The sequence below is a fragment of the Rhodopseudomonas rhenobacensis genome, from assembly GCF_014203125.1.
Lineage (GTDB): Bacteria > Pseudomonadota > Alphaproteobacteria > Rhizobiales > Xanthobacteraceae > Rhodopseudomonas_A > Rhodopseudomonas_A rhenobacensis.
The window spans coordinates 48,929-63,286 of record NZ_JACHIH010000013.1; the positions used below are offsets into that span (position 1 = coordinate 48,929).

The window sequence follows — 14,358 nt, forward strand, 5'->3', positions numbered from 1 at the left end:
CATTCCTCAGCGCGGGATTGTAATTGGGGCCGGTCGGCCCGGACCGTCATACGCGAAATTATCGGCGCGAAAAAGCCGGCGCATCGGGCGCGCCCGCTTGGGTGACGATCTGTTGAAGTGACCGCGGGCTCAGGCCGCGCCGCGCAGATAGGTCTCGCGGCGGCCGATCATCCGTTCCGCGGCGATGCGGGCGTCGGCCTTGGTGGCGGTGGCGCAGATCCGATATTCCAGCGGCGGAAACGTCGCGGCGGCGCGCCGGCCGAAAAACGACGCCAACGATCGCGGCGTCACCTGCAAACCGGCCAGCGCCTGCGCGACATTGTCGACGGCGCCGAAATCGAACAGCTCGCCGGTGTTGGCGTATCGCACTTCGTAGATGCCGGGACCGATCGGCGCCTCGATGTTTTCGCCGCGTCCAGGCCGCGGATAGGATTTCCAATTGCCCCAGCCTACAATCATGGTCTGCCTTTCGCAGCCGACTGGCCGCATGGTGTTTGCTGCACAGAATTGATGTCTGCGGCAGCGTGCAAATGGTTCAGCGCCGAATCTTTTTCGCGCTCGGGTTCCGCTTGCCGCATTCATGGCGGCTGTCGGATTTTGAACATCGTGCGGTTACAATCGTTCCCGTGACCTTGGCGGCGGCGGGGATTCCGGCAACTGGCTGGCTTTATCGTAAACAACTCCCGCTTGCGGCCCCGCAGTCTGCGGATAACACTGGGGTTCCAACCAAAAAACCGGGAGGACGCCATGCAAGACCCATCGCAGATCGATCAGCACTTGCGGCAGCAGGCCGACACCGGGGAGATCCCCGGCCTAGTGGCGATCGCCGCGACCGGCAGCGACATCGTGTATCAGGGCGCGTTCGGTCGCCGCGATCTGGCGAAGCCGGAACCGATGACGCCGGACAGCGTGTTCTGGATCGCCTCGATGACCAAGGCGATCACCGCCGCGGGCGCGATGCAGCTGGTGGAACAGGGCAAATTGTCGCTCGACGAGCCGATCGGCCGGCTGCTGCCGGAGCTCGCGGCGCCGCAGCTGCTGGACGGCTTCGACGCCGAGGGCAATCCGCGGCTAAAGCCAGCCACCACGCCGATCACGCTGCGCCACCTGCTCACCCACACCTCGGGGCTGTGCTACGACATGTGGAACGCCGACATGGTGGCGTATCGCGACAAGTTCGGGGTGCCGCCGATCACCTCGTGCCGGAACGCCGCGCTGCAGGCCCCGATCATGGCGGAACCGGGCAGCCGCTGGGAATACGGCATCGGCCTCGATTTCGTCGGCAAGGCGATCGAGGCGGCGAGCGGGATGCGGCTCGACGCCTATCTGCACGATCATGTGCTGGCGCCGCTCGGCATGACCGACACCGCGTTCCGGATCGGCGAAGCACAGCGCGCGCGGCTGGTGGCGATGCATGTCCGTGGTCCCGACGGGGCGCTGGCGCCGATCCGGTTCGAGCTGACGCAGGAGCCGGAGTTCCACATGGGTGGCGGCGGCCTGTACGGCACCGCGCCGGACTACATCAAGTTCACCCGGATGATCCTCAACCACGGCCGCGGCAACGGCAACGAGATCCTGAAGCCGGAGACCGTGGCGCTGATGAGCCAGAACCACATCGGCGATCTGTGCGTCGGCAAGATGAGTTCGGCGATCGCCTTCGCCACCAACGACGTCGATCTCTATCCCGGCATGGACAAGAAGTGGGGGCTGAGCTTCCTGATCAATACCGCGCAGACCCCGGAGGGCCGCAGCCCCGGCAGCCTGGCCTGGGCCGGCCTCGCCAACACCTACTACTGGATCGATCCGACCCGCGACATCTGCGGGGTGATCCTGATGCAGGTGCTGCCGTTCGCCGACGCCAAATGCCTGGCGGCGTTTGCCGGCTTCGAACGCGGCGTCTATGCCGCGCTCAACGCGGCGCAGCGCGCGGCGTGACCTGCGCCGTCATCCAGAGGAGGCGCGTAGCGCCGTCTCGAAGGATGGCGGCGGCACACACCCTTGCGTCATCCTTCGAGACGCCGCGCAAAGATCCGCGGCCCTCAGGATGACGCGACTTGCGCTACGAACTACACCGGCAGACCGTTCTGTTGCGCCAGATCCTTCAGCGACAGCTGCGGGCGGGCGCCGATGTGCTGGATCACCTCGCCGGCGGCGAGCGCGCCGAGCCGGCCGGCGTCCTCGAAGCTGGCGCCGCGGACCAGTCCGAACAGGAAGCCCGCCGCGAACAGGTCGCCCGCGCCGGTGGTGTCGACCAGCGTCTCGATCTTCGAGGCCGGAACCAGCGTAATGCTATCGGGCGCCACCACGGCGCAGCCCTTTTCGCTGCGGGTGACGACGCCGAGCGACACGTCCTGCTGCAGCTGGTTCAGCGCGGTGTCGAAATCCGCGGTCTGGTACAAGGAATGCAGCTCGGATTCGTTGGCGAAAACCAGATCGACGGTGCCCGAGCGCATCAGCTCGAGGAATTCGCTCCGATAACGATCCACGCAGAACGGGTCCGACAGCGTCAGCGCCACCTGGCGGTCGGCCGCATGCGCGATCTGCGAGGCTTTCAGGAAGGCGTCCTTGGCGTTCTTCGGATCCCACAGATAGCCTTCGAGATAGATCAGCGAGGCGGCGGCGATCTGCTCCGGATCGATGTCGTCGGGGCCGAGATCCTGCGCGGCGCCGAGATAAGTGTTCATGGTACGCTCGCCGTCCGGCGTCACCAGGATGTAGGAGCAGCCGGTGGCAGGTCCGCCCAAAGCCGGCTTGGTCTGGAACGCCACCTCGGCGGCGCGGATGTCGTGGCTGTACAGCCGGCCGATCTGGTCGTCCTTGACCTTGCCGACATAGGCGGCGCGGGCGCCGAAATTGGCGAGGCCGACGATGGTGTTGGCGGCCGAGCCGCCGGACATTTCCACCGCCTGCCCCATCTCGGCGTAGATCGCCGCAGCCCGCGGCTCGTCGATCAGCGCCATGCCGCCCTTGACCATGCCGTGCTTGAGCAGGAAGTCGTCCTCGGTCCGCACCAGCACGTCGAAGATCGCGTTGCCGATTCCGAGCACGTCGTATTTCGCTGAGGTCATGAGATTTGTCCCGTTGGGCGATTGCGAGGGCGCGGAAGATCCGGTCGAATTCGCCGGCATGCGCTGCAGGTTTGTCAAATAGGATGGCGCGACCTATCACGTTCCCCCCGACGCCAGCAAGGCGCGCCCAACCGATGGTTTCATGATCCGCCCGCTGCTCACCGTCTCTTCCGGCACGCTGGCGTCGCGGCTGTTGGGATTCGTTCGCGATGCGATGGTCGCCGCCCTGCTCGGCGCCGGCCCGGTGGCGGACGCGTTCCTGGTGGCGTTTCAACTGGTCAATGTGATCCGCCGGCTGTTGACCGAGGGCGCGCTGAACGCGGCGTTAGTGCCGGCCTGGCTGCGGCTGCGCGACGCCGAAGGGCCGGCCGCCGCGGCGGCGTTTGCCGGCCGCGTGCTCGGCACCGTCAGCGCGGCGCTGGTGGTGGCGGCGGCGCTGATCGCGCTAGCGATGCCGCTGGTGGTCGGGCTGGTGGCGCCGGGATTCGTCGGCGGGCCGAGCCTCAAGCTCGCCGTCGACGATGCAAGGCTGATGCTGCCTTACCTGGCCTTCGCCGGGCCGGTGACCGTGCTGATGGGGATCCTCAATGCGCAGCACCGCTTCGCGCTGACCGCGTTCTCCCCGCTCTTATTCAATCTGGCGCTGATCGCCGTGATGGTGGTGCTGTTGCTGCAGCCCCGCGACGCCGCCGAGGCCGCGCTGATCATGGCTGCCACCGTGGGAATCGCCGGGCTGTTGCAACTCCTGATGCTGGCCTGGCGGCGCGGCGATGCGGTGGCGACGCCGCTGCGGGTTTCGTTCGACGGCGAGATGCGCGGGTTTCTCGGCAAGGCGGTGCCGGGCATGCTGGCGAATTCCGGGCCGCAATTGCTGATCGTCGGCGGCGCGATCATCGCATCACACTCGCCCGCCGTGGTGTCGTGGCTGTATTTCGCCAACCGGCTGATCGAACTGCCGCTCGGCATCGTCGGCACCGCGATGGGCACCGTGCTGGTGCCGGAACTAAGCCGCGCGGTGCAGGGCGACGACAAGGCCGCGATCGCGCAGGCAGAATCCCGCGCGCTGGAGCTCGCGGTCGGGCTGGCGCTGCCGGCGATGCTCGGGCTGATCGTGCTCGCCGAGCCGATCGTGCGGCTGTTGTTCCAGCATGGCGCGTTCGGCGCCGCCGACGCCGCCGCCACCGCGCAGGCGCTGCAATTCCTGGCGCTCGGCCTGCCGGCGCATGTCGCCGTGAAGGCGATCGCGCCGGCGTTTTTCGCCCGCGACAATACGAGGGCGCCGCTCAACGCCATGCTGGGCGGGCTGGCGCTGGCGATCGTCGCCGCCTTGGCGCTGGGCGCGCTGTTCGGCTCAAGCGGCATCGCCGCCGCCGTGGCGCTGGGCGCCTGGGGCTCGGCCTGGCTGCTGATCCGGCAGGCCGCGGCCTCGTTCGGCTTCGCGGTCGACGTTTTGGCGCGACGGCGATTGGTCTTGATCGCGGCCGCCGCGCTGGGGATGGCCGGGCTGTTGTGGCTGAAAGTAGCGTTCGCGCTGCCGCTGGTGGCCGGCGCGAGTGTGGTCATTCAGGCGCTGGGGCTCGGGCTGGTGATCGCGGGCGGCGTCATCGTCTATGGCGGGCTTTTGATGCTGCTGGGCGTCGTCAACCCCTCAGATCTGCTCCGCGCGCTCAAGCGACCGGATCGCTTGCGCGACTGACGTCCGCGTGGCAGAGCACGGCGCCTGACGGCACGAATGGCGCAAGACGCTCGCAGGAACAGCAACATGACGATCGAACGGGTTTTCTCCGGCATCCAGCCGACCGGCAATCTCCACCTCGGCAACTACCTCGGCGCGATCGTCAACTTCGTGAAGATGCAGGAGACGCACAATTGTCTCTACTGCGTGGTCGATCTGCACGCCATCACCGTGCCGCCGGCGGTGTGGGGCGGCCCGGACGAATTGCGCCGCAACATCCGCGAGGTCACCGCGGCGTTCATCGCCTCGGGCATCGATCCGAAGAAGCAGATCATCTTCAACCAGAGCCAGGTCGCCGAGCACGCCGAGCTCGCCTGGGTGCTGAACTGCATCGCAAGGCTGGGCTGGCTCAACCGCATGACCCAGTTCAAGGAGAAGGCCGGCAAGGACCGCGAGAACGTCTCGGTCGGACTTTATGATTACCCGGTGCTGATGGCGTCCGACATTCTGGTGTACCGCGCCACCCACGTGCCGGTCGGCGAGGACCAGAAGCAGCACGTCGAACTGACCCGCGACATCGCGCAGAAGTTCAACAACGACTTTTCCGCATCGATCGCCGCGCAAGGCTTCGGCGAGGCGTATTTCCCGCTGCCGGAGCCGGTGATCACCGGCCCGGCGACGCGGGTGATGAGCCTGCGCGACGGCACCAAGAAGATGTCGAAATCCGACCCCTCGGACTATTCGCGCATCAACCTCACCGACGACGCCGACGCCATCGCGCAGAAGATCCGCAAGGCCAAGACCGATCCGGAGCCGTTGCCGAGCGAGGAAAAGGGCCTCGAGCCGCGCCCCGAGGCCGACAATCTGGTCGGCATCTATGCGGCGCTGGCCGGCAAGCCGAAGTCCGAGGTGCTGGCCGAATTCGGCGGCGCGCAGTTCTCCGGCTTCAAGTCGAACCTGGTCGATCTCGCGGTCTCGAAACTCGCCCCGCTCGCCGCCGAGATGAAGCGGCTGAGCGGCGATACCGCCTATGTGGATTCAGTGCTGGCCGACGGCGCCGACCGCGCCCGCGTCATCGCTGCCGAGACCATGACGGCGGTGAAGGACATCATGGGCATGGTGCGCAAGAAGTAACCACCTCTCGTCATTCCGGGGCGCGAGAGCGAAGCTCGAGCGAACCCGGAATCTCGCAACAGGTGATCCGGAGCGAGATTCCGGGTTCGCTCGGCCTTTCGGCCTCGCGCCCCGGAATGACTCGCACCACAGGTCTCCCGTCCGCGCAGACGCGCAAGAGGCGCGCCATGCCCTCATTTCGTGCCGCTTGTCGAGACGCGCCGGACCGTGTCAGCATGTCGCAGGCGCGCCAGCGCGGATCGGCAGCGGGACTTCGATGAGAACGCAGCGACGAAGCTATGAGCCGGGGCACCAGCCGAAGTGTCTGGTGATCGTGGACGAGACCGCCGAATGGGATCGCGCGGTGTATTACGCCAGCCGCTGGGCGGTGCGGATCGGCGGCGGCGTGGTGATGCTGCGGGTGATCGAGATCCTCGACCATAATCAGCAATGGCTCGGCGTCGCCGACGTGATGCGCGCCGAGGCGCAGGAGATCGCCGAAACCGCGCTGGATCGCGCCTCCGGCCGCGCCAACGGCATCGCGGCGATTACGCCGGAGCGGGTGATCCGCGAGGGCGACCCGCTGCAGCAGATCAAGGACGTGATCCACCAGGACGTCGACATCGTGATGCTGGTGCTCGCCGCCAATGAGGGCCCCGAGGGGCCGGGGCCGATCGTCACCACCATGCTGCGGAGCATCGGGGCGTTTCCGATCCCGGTGATGATCGTGCCCGGCAACCTCACAGACGACGAGATCGACGCGCTGTCGTAGCGGCGCCTGCCAACCAGCCGCCCGCAACGCCGAATGCCGCCGACCTTCGGCTGCGCGCCCGCTATGACCAGAAGGCTTGATGATGGATACCGACATGCTCGCGCCCGATCCACACACGATCGGTTCGCACGGCCTTGAAGACTTGCCGACGCCCTGCCTGCTGCTCGACGAGGCGCTGCTGCGTCGCAACGTCTTCACCATGAAGCAGCATCTGGCGGCGCTCGGCGTCGGCTTCCGGCCGCATCTGAAGACCGCCAAGTGTCTCGAAGTGGCGCGGATCGCGATGACGCAGCCGAGCGGGCCGGCGATGGTGTCGACGCTGCGCGAGGCCGAGTTCTTCGCCGAGGGCGGCGTCCGCGACATGATCTACGGCGTCGGCATCGCGCCCGCCAAGCTCGATCGCGTCGGCGCGATCCGCAAGCGCTTCGGTGCCGACCTCGCGGTGGTCCTCGACAGCGCCGAACAGGCCGACGCGGTGGCCGATTGGGTCAAGGCGCATGGCGACGCGCTGCCGGTGCTGATCGAGGTCGACGCCGACGGCCATCGTTCCGGCGTCGCGCCGAACGATGCCGCCACGCTGACCGCGATCGGGCGGCGGCTGATCGGCGGCGGCGCCGACTTGCGCGGCGTATTGCTGCATGCCGGCGCCAGCTACGGCCTCAGCGATCCGGAGGCGATCGCGGCGGCGGCGGAAGCCGAACGCGCGGCGGCGGTCGGCGCCGCGACGCTGCTGCGGCAGGCAGGACTGCCCTGCCCGGTGGTCAGCATCGGCTCCACCCCGACCGCGCGATTCGCCAAGGATCTTTCCGGCGTCACCGAGCTGCGCGCCGGGGTGTTCATGATCGGCGATCTGTTCCAGGCCGGGGTCGGCTCCTGCGCCATCGACGACATCGCGCTCTCCGTGCTCGCCACCGTGATCGGGCAGCAGCGCGCCAAGGGCTGGATCATCGTCGACGCCGGCTGGATGGCGATGTCGCGCGACCGCGGCACCGCGCGGCAGGCAGTCGATCAGGGCTACGGCGTGGTCTGCGACCTCGCCGGGAAGCCCTATCCGGACCTGATCGTGGCCGACGCCAACCAGGAACACGGCATCGTCGCGGTTCGGCCGGGCAGCCAGGCCGCGCTGCCGGAGCTGCCGATCGGCGCCAAGCTGCGGATCCTGCCCAACCACGCCTGCGCCACCGGGGCGCAGCACGACCGCTACCACGTGCTCGACGCGTCCGGCGGCGTGACCGCGGTCTGGCCGCGAATCAACGGCTGGTGAAGCGCCCCGTCCCTCCGGCCGCAGCGGCGCAACCCCGATCTGCGCGGTTTCCCGCGTCTTGATCGTGCGTTCGGCGTCGCCATCTGCTAGATGAGCTGCCATCAGCGAGCCAGGCCACGCGCCGGCCTTGAACCGGCGACGACGGAGACAATCATGTTCATTCAGACCGAACCCACGCCCAATCCCGCCACCCTGAAGTTCATCCCCGGCCGCGTCGTGCTCGACAGTGGCACCATGGAATTCAACGACCGCGCCGCCGCGGCGCGCTCGCCGCTGGCAGAACGGCTGTTCGAAGTGCCCGGCGTCACCGGGGTGTTCTACGGCTCGGACTTCGTCACCGTGACCAAGGACGACAGCGACTGGCAGCATCTCAAGCCGTCGATCTTGGGCGCCATCATGGAGCACTACATGTCCGGCGAGCCCTTGATGGCCGACGGCCGGGTCGACGGCGACGAGCCCTCGGAGGACGACGAGTTCTTCGACAAGGCCGATGCCGAGGCCGTCGACATGATCAAGGACCTGATCGAGACCAGGGTGCGCCCGGCGGTCGCCAATGACGGCGGCGACATCACCTTCCGCGGCTTCAAGGACGGCATCGTCTATCTGAAGATGCAGGGCGCCTGCTCGGGCTGTCCGTCGTCCACCGCGACGCTGCAGCACGGCATCCAGAACCTGCTGAAGCACTTCGTGCCCGCCGTGGTCGAAGTCCGGCCGATCTGAGCCGGAGCTTCACGCGCGACGTCTGCCGCCGCGCGGAAAAATTGGCGCGGTACGACCAAACGACTCGGGATTAATGCCCGAGGCGGTATCGCGGGACATGACGCGGCGGTGACGATGCTGGTATAGTCACCGCCATGCTGATCCTCGCCATCGACACGGCCCTCGACGCCTGCGCCGCCGGCGTGCTGAACACCGATTCCGCCACCATGATCGGGCAGCAATCGCTGCCGATGCAGCGCGGCCACGCCGAAGCGCTGGTGCCGCTGATCGCGCGGGTGATCGCCGAGGCCGACATCTCTTTCGAAGCCATCGACCGTATCGCGGTGACCACCGGCCCCGGCAGTTTCACCGGGCTGCGGGTCGGTCTCTCCGCGGCGCGCGGCCTAGCGCTCGCCGCCGACCGCCCGGTGGTGGGCCTCACCACGCTCGCCGCCTTCGCGGCGCCGTTGGTCGGCGAGACCGCCGCCGATCCGATCCTGTCGGCGATCGATGCCCGCCACGACCAGGTCTATTTCCAGGTGTCCGGCGGCGACGGCACCACGCTGTTGCGGCCGCGCGTCGCGCCGATCGACGAGGCCATCGCTGCAGCTTTGCGGTTCGGTGCGCCGCGGCTGGTCGGCAATGCGGCGCAGATCCTGGCCGCGCGTTGGCCGTCCGACGCCGCGCCGCCGGTCTCGGTCGATGCGAAGCCCGCGCCGGACATCGCCTGGGTGGCCTGGCTCGGCGCCGCCGTCACCCCGGAGAATTCGCCGGCGCGGCCGTATTATCTGCGCCCGCCCGACGCCAAGCCGCAAATTCCCGTGGTGCAATTCGCCGCATCGCCCTCCGCGTGACGACCCGCCGTGACCCTTGCCGCCGTGACCCTTGCCGCCGTGACCCTTGCCGATCGTGACCCGCCGATGATGACCTGGCTTGCAGAATTCTGGGGCTACGCCGACGCGCAGGTCGAAGGCGCGACGCTGCGCGACGCCGCGCGGCTGGCGGAGCTGCACGCCGCCTCGTTCCACCGCGGCTGGAGCGAGCACGAATTCGAGGACATGCTGAGCCAGCGCAACACGCTGGTGCACCGGCTGCGGCTGGGGCGGCGGATCATCGGCTTCGTGGTGTCGCGGATGGCGGCGGACGAGGCCGAAATCCTCTCGATCGCCATCGATCCGGGCTATCGCGGCCGCCGGCTGTCGCGCGACCTGCTGCACACCCATCTGCGCCACCTCGCCGGGCGCGGCATCAAGACCTTGTTCCTGGAGGTCGAGGAAAACAATCAGCCGGCGCGGCGGCTCTACGATCATTTCGGCTTCACCGTGGTCGGCCGGCGCGATCGCTATTATCGGCAGCCGAATGGAGAACAATTGAACGCATTGCTAATGCGTCGCGACTTGTCGTGACCACCTTGCGGTGGCAGAACAGGCCGGCACTCTTGAGCCGAGTTCTTAAGGCCAAGCCCTCATGACCGCGTTGGAAGCCATGCCCGTGTTGAAATCTACAGAAATCGAGGCGCGTTGCGCCGCCACCGGGATGCGGATGACCGAACAGCGGCGGGTGATCGCCCGGGTGCTGGCGCAGGCCGAAGACCATCCCGACGTCGAGGAATTGTATCGCCGCTGCGTCGCGGTCGACGACAAGATCTCGATCTCCACGGTGTATCGCACGGTGAAGCTGTTCGAGGACGCCGGCATCATCGAGCGGCACGATTTCCGCGAAGGCCGCGCCCGCTACGAGCAGATGCGCGACAGCCATCATGATCACCTGATCAATCTGCGCGACGGCACCGTGATCGAATTCACCAACGAGAACATCGAGAAGCTGCAGGCCGAGATCGCCCGCGAACTCGGCTACAAGCTGGTCGATCACCGCCTCGAGCTGTATTGCGTGCCGCTGGACGACGACAAGCACGGCGGGTGAGCGTCGACCTCGTCATCTTCGATTGCGATGGCGTATTGGTCGACAGCGAGATCATTTCCTGCCGGGTCTATGCGCAAGCGCTGAGCCGATACGGCTATCCGATCACCGCCGATCAGGTGCATGACCGCTTCCTCGGCCGCTCGTCGCGGGAGACCCGGCTCGAGGTCGAACGCGAGCTCGGCCGGATGTTGCCGGACGATTTTCAAGCGCAACTGAACGCCGAGCTGTTTGGCGAGCTGGAAACCTCGCTGGAACCGATGCCGCACATCGACGAGGCGCTGGATGCCATCCTGCAGCCGGTCTGCGTCGCCTCCAGCGGTCCGTTGCAGAAGATCAGCGTCAGCCTCAATCGCGTCGGGCTCACTCAGCGCTTTGCGCCGCATATCTTCTCCGCCACCCAGGTCAACCGCGGCAAGCCGGCGCCGGATCTGTTTCTTTACGCTGCCATGCAGATGGGGGCGGAGCCAAGCCGCTGCCTGGTGGTCGAGGACAGCGTCGCCGGCGTCACCGCGGCCCGCGCCGCCGGCATGGTCGCGCTCGGATTTGCCGGGGGCAGCCATTGCCGGCCCGGCCACGGCGAAAGCTTGCGCCATGCCGGCGCCCAGGCGAGCTTCGTCGACATGCGGCAACTATATGATATAATTTCACAATTCTAACGACTGAAGAACCTGCCCGGCGACCGAGGCAGGTCGATTGGGCGCCGGTGCTGGATTTCGCCGGCTTTAGCCTATATCTGGAGCGGAGATCTTACCGGCGCGGCGTGACCGCGCCGTTTTTGCCTTGCATTTCGGGTTCCATGACTCAGCCGCGCAAGCTGCACATCAAATCCTTCGGCTGTCAGATGAATGTCTATGACGCCCAGCGCATGGTCGATGCGCTGGCGCCGGAGGGGTTCGTCGAGACCGCGAATCCGGACGAGGCCGACCTGGTCATCCTCAACACCTGCCACATCCGCGAGAAGGCCTCCGAGAAGGTCTATTCCGAGCTCGGCCGGCTGCGCGTCGCCAAGGACGAAGCGGCCTTGCAGGGCCGCCGGATGGCCATCGCGGTGGCCGGCTGCGTGGCGCAGGCCGAGGGCGCCGAGATCATCCGCCGGCAGCCCGCGGTTGACGTCGTGGTCGGGCCGCAAAGCTATCATCATCTGCCGCAATTGCTGGCTGAGGCGGCGCGGGGCGGCCGGGCGCTGGAAACCGAATTCCCGGTCGAAGACAAATTCGGCTTCCTGCCGCCGCCGCAGCCCGACGCGATCCGCGCCCGCGGCATTTCGGCGTTCGTCACCGTGCAGGAAGGCTGCGACAAGTTCTGCACCTTTTGCGTGGTGCCCTACACCCGCGGCGCCGAAGTCTCCCGCCCGGTCGACAAGATCGTCGAGGACGTCCGGCGGTTGGCCGACAACGGCGTCCGCGAAATCACCCTGATCGGGCAGAACGTCAACGCCTATCACGGCGACGGCCCGGACGGCCGGCCCTGGCCGCTCGGCGACCTGCTGCGGCATCTGGCGACAATTCCCGGCATCGCCCGGCTGCGCTATTCCACCAGTCACCCGCGCGACGTCGATCAATCCTTGATCGACGCGCACCGCGACCTGCCGGCCCTGATGCCGTTCGTGCATCTGCCGGTGCAGTCCGGTTCCGACGCAATTCTGGCGGCGATGAACCGCAAGCACACCGCCGACGACTATCGCCGGCTGGCCGACCGCTTTCGAAGCGCCAACCCGGCGATCGCCTTCTCGTCGGACTTCATCGTCGGCTTCCCCGGCGAGACGGCGGAAGATTTCGCCGCCACCCTCGCGCTGGTCACACAAATCGGCTACGCTGGGGCCTATTCGTTCAAGTATTCGCCACGGCCCGGGACGCCGGCGGCGGAATTGCAGGAGACAGTCTCAGCGGCGGTCATGGACGAGCGATTGGTGCGGCTCCAGGAATTGATCGACAGCCAGCAGTCGGCCTTCAACGAGGCTGCGATCGGCACGACGGTCGAAGTGCTGTTCGAGCGCGCCGCCCGCAATCCGGGCCAGATCGTCGGCCGCACCGCCTATCTGCAGCCCGCCCATGTGATGGCCGGCCCGGAGATCATCGGCCGGATTCTGCCGGTCAGGATCGACAGCCTGGAGCGCTACAGCCTGATCGGCGAACTCGCAGCGCCGCAGCCCCACGCCGCTTTCGTCACGCGACCCGACTCGTCCCCCCAGTCCCTGCCGATCACCACGGGAGCCTGAACCCTTGCCCAAAAGCGCATCGGATTCGCCTGCACTCGCTCCCCGCCGCAAACTCGACCGCGATCCTCAGGCTCAGCCGGAAACCCAGGTGGTGGTCGCCTTCGACGACAACCGTGCGGTGTCGTCGCTGGTCGGCCCCTATGGCCAGAACCTGGCGCTGGTCGAGCGCCGGCTCGCCGTCGTGGTGGATTCGCGCGGCAACCACATCACCATCGCCGGCTCCCGCGAGGGCTGCGACGCCGCCCGGCGGGTGCTCGATACGCTGTACGAACTGGCGACCCAGGGCCACGATCTGGCGCAGGGCGACGTCGAAGGCGCGATCCGCGCGGTGATCGCGCAAGGCTCGCTGTTCGAATTCGACGCCAAGCCGTCAAGCTCGGCGTTCGAGGCCATCAACCTGCGCAAGCGCCCGGTGCGCGCCCGCACCGCGGCGCAGGATTCCTACATCCGCGCGCTGAAGCGTCACGAATTGGTGTTCGGCATCGGCCCGGCCGGCACCGGCAAGACCTGGCTTGCGGTGGCGCATGCCGCGCAACTGTTCGAGCGCAAGGAGGTCGACAAGATCATCCTGACGAGGCCCGCGGTGGAAGCCGGCGAGCGGCTCGGCTTTCTGCCCGGCGACCTCAAAGAAAAAGTCGATCCTTACCTGCGTCCAATCTACGACGCGCTGTATGATCTGATGGATTCGCGGATCGTCGAGAAGGCGCTGCAGAGCAACGAAATCGAGATCGCGCCGCTGGCCTTCATGCGCGGCCGCACGCTGACCAACGCCGCGATCATTCTCGACGAGGCGCAGAACACCACCTCGATGCAGATGAAGATGTTTCTGACCAGACTCGGCGAGAACAGCCGCATGATCGTCACCGGCGACCCCAGCCAGGTCGATCTGCCGAACGGCCAGACCTCCGGCCTTGCCGAAGCCGCCAAGCTGCTCGACGGCGTCGAGGGCATCGCCCAGGTGAAATTCACCGCCGGTGACGTGATCCGTCACGAACTGGTCGCGCGCATCGTCGCCGCCTATGAGGGCATCCCGCGACCGGCCAGCAACGGGGGCTGAAGCCCCGCGAACACGGCAGGCGTCCGCAATCCGGACATGCTTGCGAAGGACATTCCCGACCGATGACCCGCTTTATTCCACCCGCGACCGAGGTTCTGATCGTCGCCGATTGCTGGCAGGCCGAAACCGAGGCCGAAGCGATCGTGCTGCGCGCGATCGAGGCCGCCGCTTTGAGCGTCGATGCTGACACCGCCGACGCCGAACTCGCCGTGATGCTGACCGACGACACCGGCGTGCAGACCCTGAACGCCAATTGGCGCGGCATCGACAAGCCGACCAACGTGCTGTCGTTTCCGGCGCTGCAGCCGGCGCATGACGCGCCCGCCGATGCGCCGAAGATGCTCGGCGACATCGCGATCGCCTACCAGACCACGCGGCGCGAGGCCGACGACGAAGGCAAGCCGTTCGACCACCACCTCAGCCACCTGGCGGTGCACGGCTTCCTGCATCTGGTCGGCTACGACCACGAGAAGGACGGCGAGGCCGAGGCGATGGAAACCTTGGAGCGCGAGATTCTGGCGCAGCTCGGCGTGCCGGATCCCTATGCCGACCAGGACCGGGTGAACTGA

15 protein-coding genes are annotated in these 14,358 nt (G+C 67.3%); 13 read left to right on the forward strand and 2 right to left on the reverse strand.

The annotated features are described in order from the left end of the window. Positions 1-129: 129 nt before the first annotated feature. Positions 130-459 carry a hypothetical protein gene (locus tag HNR60_RS11940; RefSeq protein WP_184257706.1) on the reverse strand — a complete coding sequence of 110 codons (330 nt, stop codon included), beginning with the start codon at positions 457-459 and terminating at the stop codon, positions 130-132. 288 nt (positions 460-747) lie between these two features. Here HNR60_RS11940 and HNR60_RS11945 point away from each other — a divergent pair, with 288 nt between their 5' ends. Then, a complete protein-coding gene (locus HNR60_RS11945) occupies positions 748-1,935 on the forward strand; it encodes a serine hydrolase domain-containing protein (RefSeq protein WP_184257708.1) in 1,188 nt (395 codons plus the stop codon). A gap of 131 nt (positions 1,936-2,066) precedes the next feature. Here HNR60_RS11945 and HNR60_RS11950 read toward each other — a convergent pair whose 3' ends face one another. Further along, positions 2,067-3,068 carry an adenosine kinase gene (locus HNR60_RS11950; RefSeq protein WP_184257710.1) on the reverse strand — a complete coding sequence of 334 codons (1,002 nt, stop codon included), beginning with the start codon at positions 3,066-3,068 and terminating at the stop codon, positions 2,067-2,069. Between the two features lie 142 nt (positions 3,069-3,210). Here HNR60_RS11950 and murJ point away from each other — a divergent pair, with 142 nt between their 5' ends. From murJ to ybeY, 12 genes are all read left to right on the forward strand, one after another. Then, complete coding sequence (gene murJ, locus HNR60_RS11955; RefSeq protein ID WP_184257712.1) at positions 3,211-4,764, forward strand: murein biosynthesis integral membrane protein MurJ; 1,554 nt, start codon at positions 3,211-3,213, stop codon at positions 4,762-4,764. A 66-nt stretch (positions 4,765-4,830) separates the two neighbouring features. Continuing rightward, on the forward strand, positions 4,831-5,877 hold the full coding sequence (trpS, locus tag HNR60_RS11960) for a tryptophan--tRNA ligase (protein WP_184257713.1): 1,047 nt from the start codon (positions 4,831-4,833) through the stop codon (positions 5,875-5,877). Between the two features lie 256 nt (positions 5,878-6,133). After that, positions 6,134-6,628: a universal stress protein gene (locus tag HNR60_RS11965; RefSeq protein ID WP_184257715.1), complete on the forward strand. Its 495-nt coding sequence runs from the start codon at positions 6,134-6,136 to the stop codon at positions 6,626-6,628. Positions 6,629-6,710: 82 nt separating this feature from the next. Beyond that, the gene (locus HNR60_RS11970) at positions 6,711-7,892 is read left to right on the forward strand and encodes an alanine racemase (RefSeq protein ID WP_246432916.1); all 1,182 of its coding nucleotides are present in this window, start codon (positions 6,711-6,713) and stop codon (positions 7,890-7,892) included. A gap of 153 nt (positions 7,893-8,045) precedes the next feature. Beyond that, on the forward strand, positions 8,046-8,612 hold the full coding sequence (locus HNR60_RS11975; RefSeq protein ID WP_184257719.1) for a NifU family protein: 567 nt from the start codon (positions 8,046-8,048) through the stop codon (positions 8,610-8,612). 134 nt (positions 8,613-8,746) lie between these two features. After that, a complete protein-coding gene (tsaB, locus tag HNR60_RS11980) occupies positions 8,747-9,445 on the forward strand; it encodes a tRNA (adenosine(37)-N6)-threonylcarbamoyltransferase complex dimerization subunit type 1 TsaB (RefSeq protein ID WP_184257720.1) in 699 nt (232 codons plus the stop codon). A 66-nt stretch (positions 9,446-9,511) separates the two neighbouring features. After that, a complete protein-coding gene (rimI, locus tag HNR60_RS11985) occupies positions 9,512-9,997 on the forward strand; it encodes a ribosomal protein S18-alanine N-acetyltransferase (RefSeq protein ID WP_184257823.1) in 486 nt (161 codons plus the stop codon). A gap of 79 nt (positions 9,998-10,076) precedes the next feature. Then, positions 10,077-10,514 (forward strand): Fur family transcriptional regulator, encoded by a 438-nt coding sequence (locus tag HNR60_RS11990; protein ID WP_430694920.1) that lies wholly within the window; start codon positions 10,077-10,079, stop codon positions 10,512-10,514. Next, on the forward strand, positions 10,511-11,170 hold the full coding sequence (locus HNR60_RS11995) for an HAD-IA family hydrolase (RefSeq protein WP_184257724.1): 660 nt from the start codon (positions 10,511-10,513) through the stop codon (positions 11,168-11,170). Before HNR60_RS11990 ends, HNR60_RS11995 begins: the two co-directional genes overlap by 4 nt. Positions 11,171-11,310: 140 nt before the next feature. Further along, complete coding sequence (miaB, locus tag HNR60_RS12000; RefSeq protein WP_184257726.1) at positions 11,311-12,732, forward strand: tRNA (N6-isopentenyl adenosine(37)-C2)-methylthiotransferase MiaB; 1,422 nt, start codon at positions 11,311-11,313, stop codon at positions 12,730-12,732. 4 nt (positions 12,733-12,736) lie between these two features. After that, positions 12,737-13,789, forward strand: a complete 1,053-nt coding sequence (locus HNR60_RS12005; protein ID WP_184257728.1) for a PhoH family protein — start codon at positions 12,737-12,739, stop codon at positions 13,787-13,789. Between the two features lie 62 nt (positions 13,790-13,851). Continuing rightward, positions 13,852-14,358 (forward strand): rRNA maturation RNase YbeY, encoded by a 507-nt coding sequence (ybeY, locus tag HNR60_RS12010; protein WP_184257730.1) that lies wholly within the window; start codon positions 13,852-13,854, stop codon positions 14,356-14,358.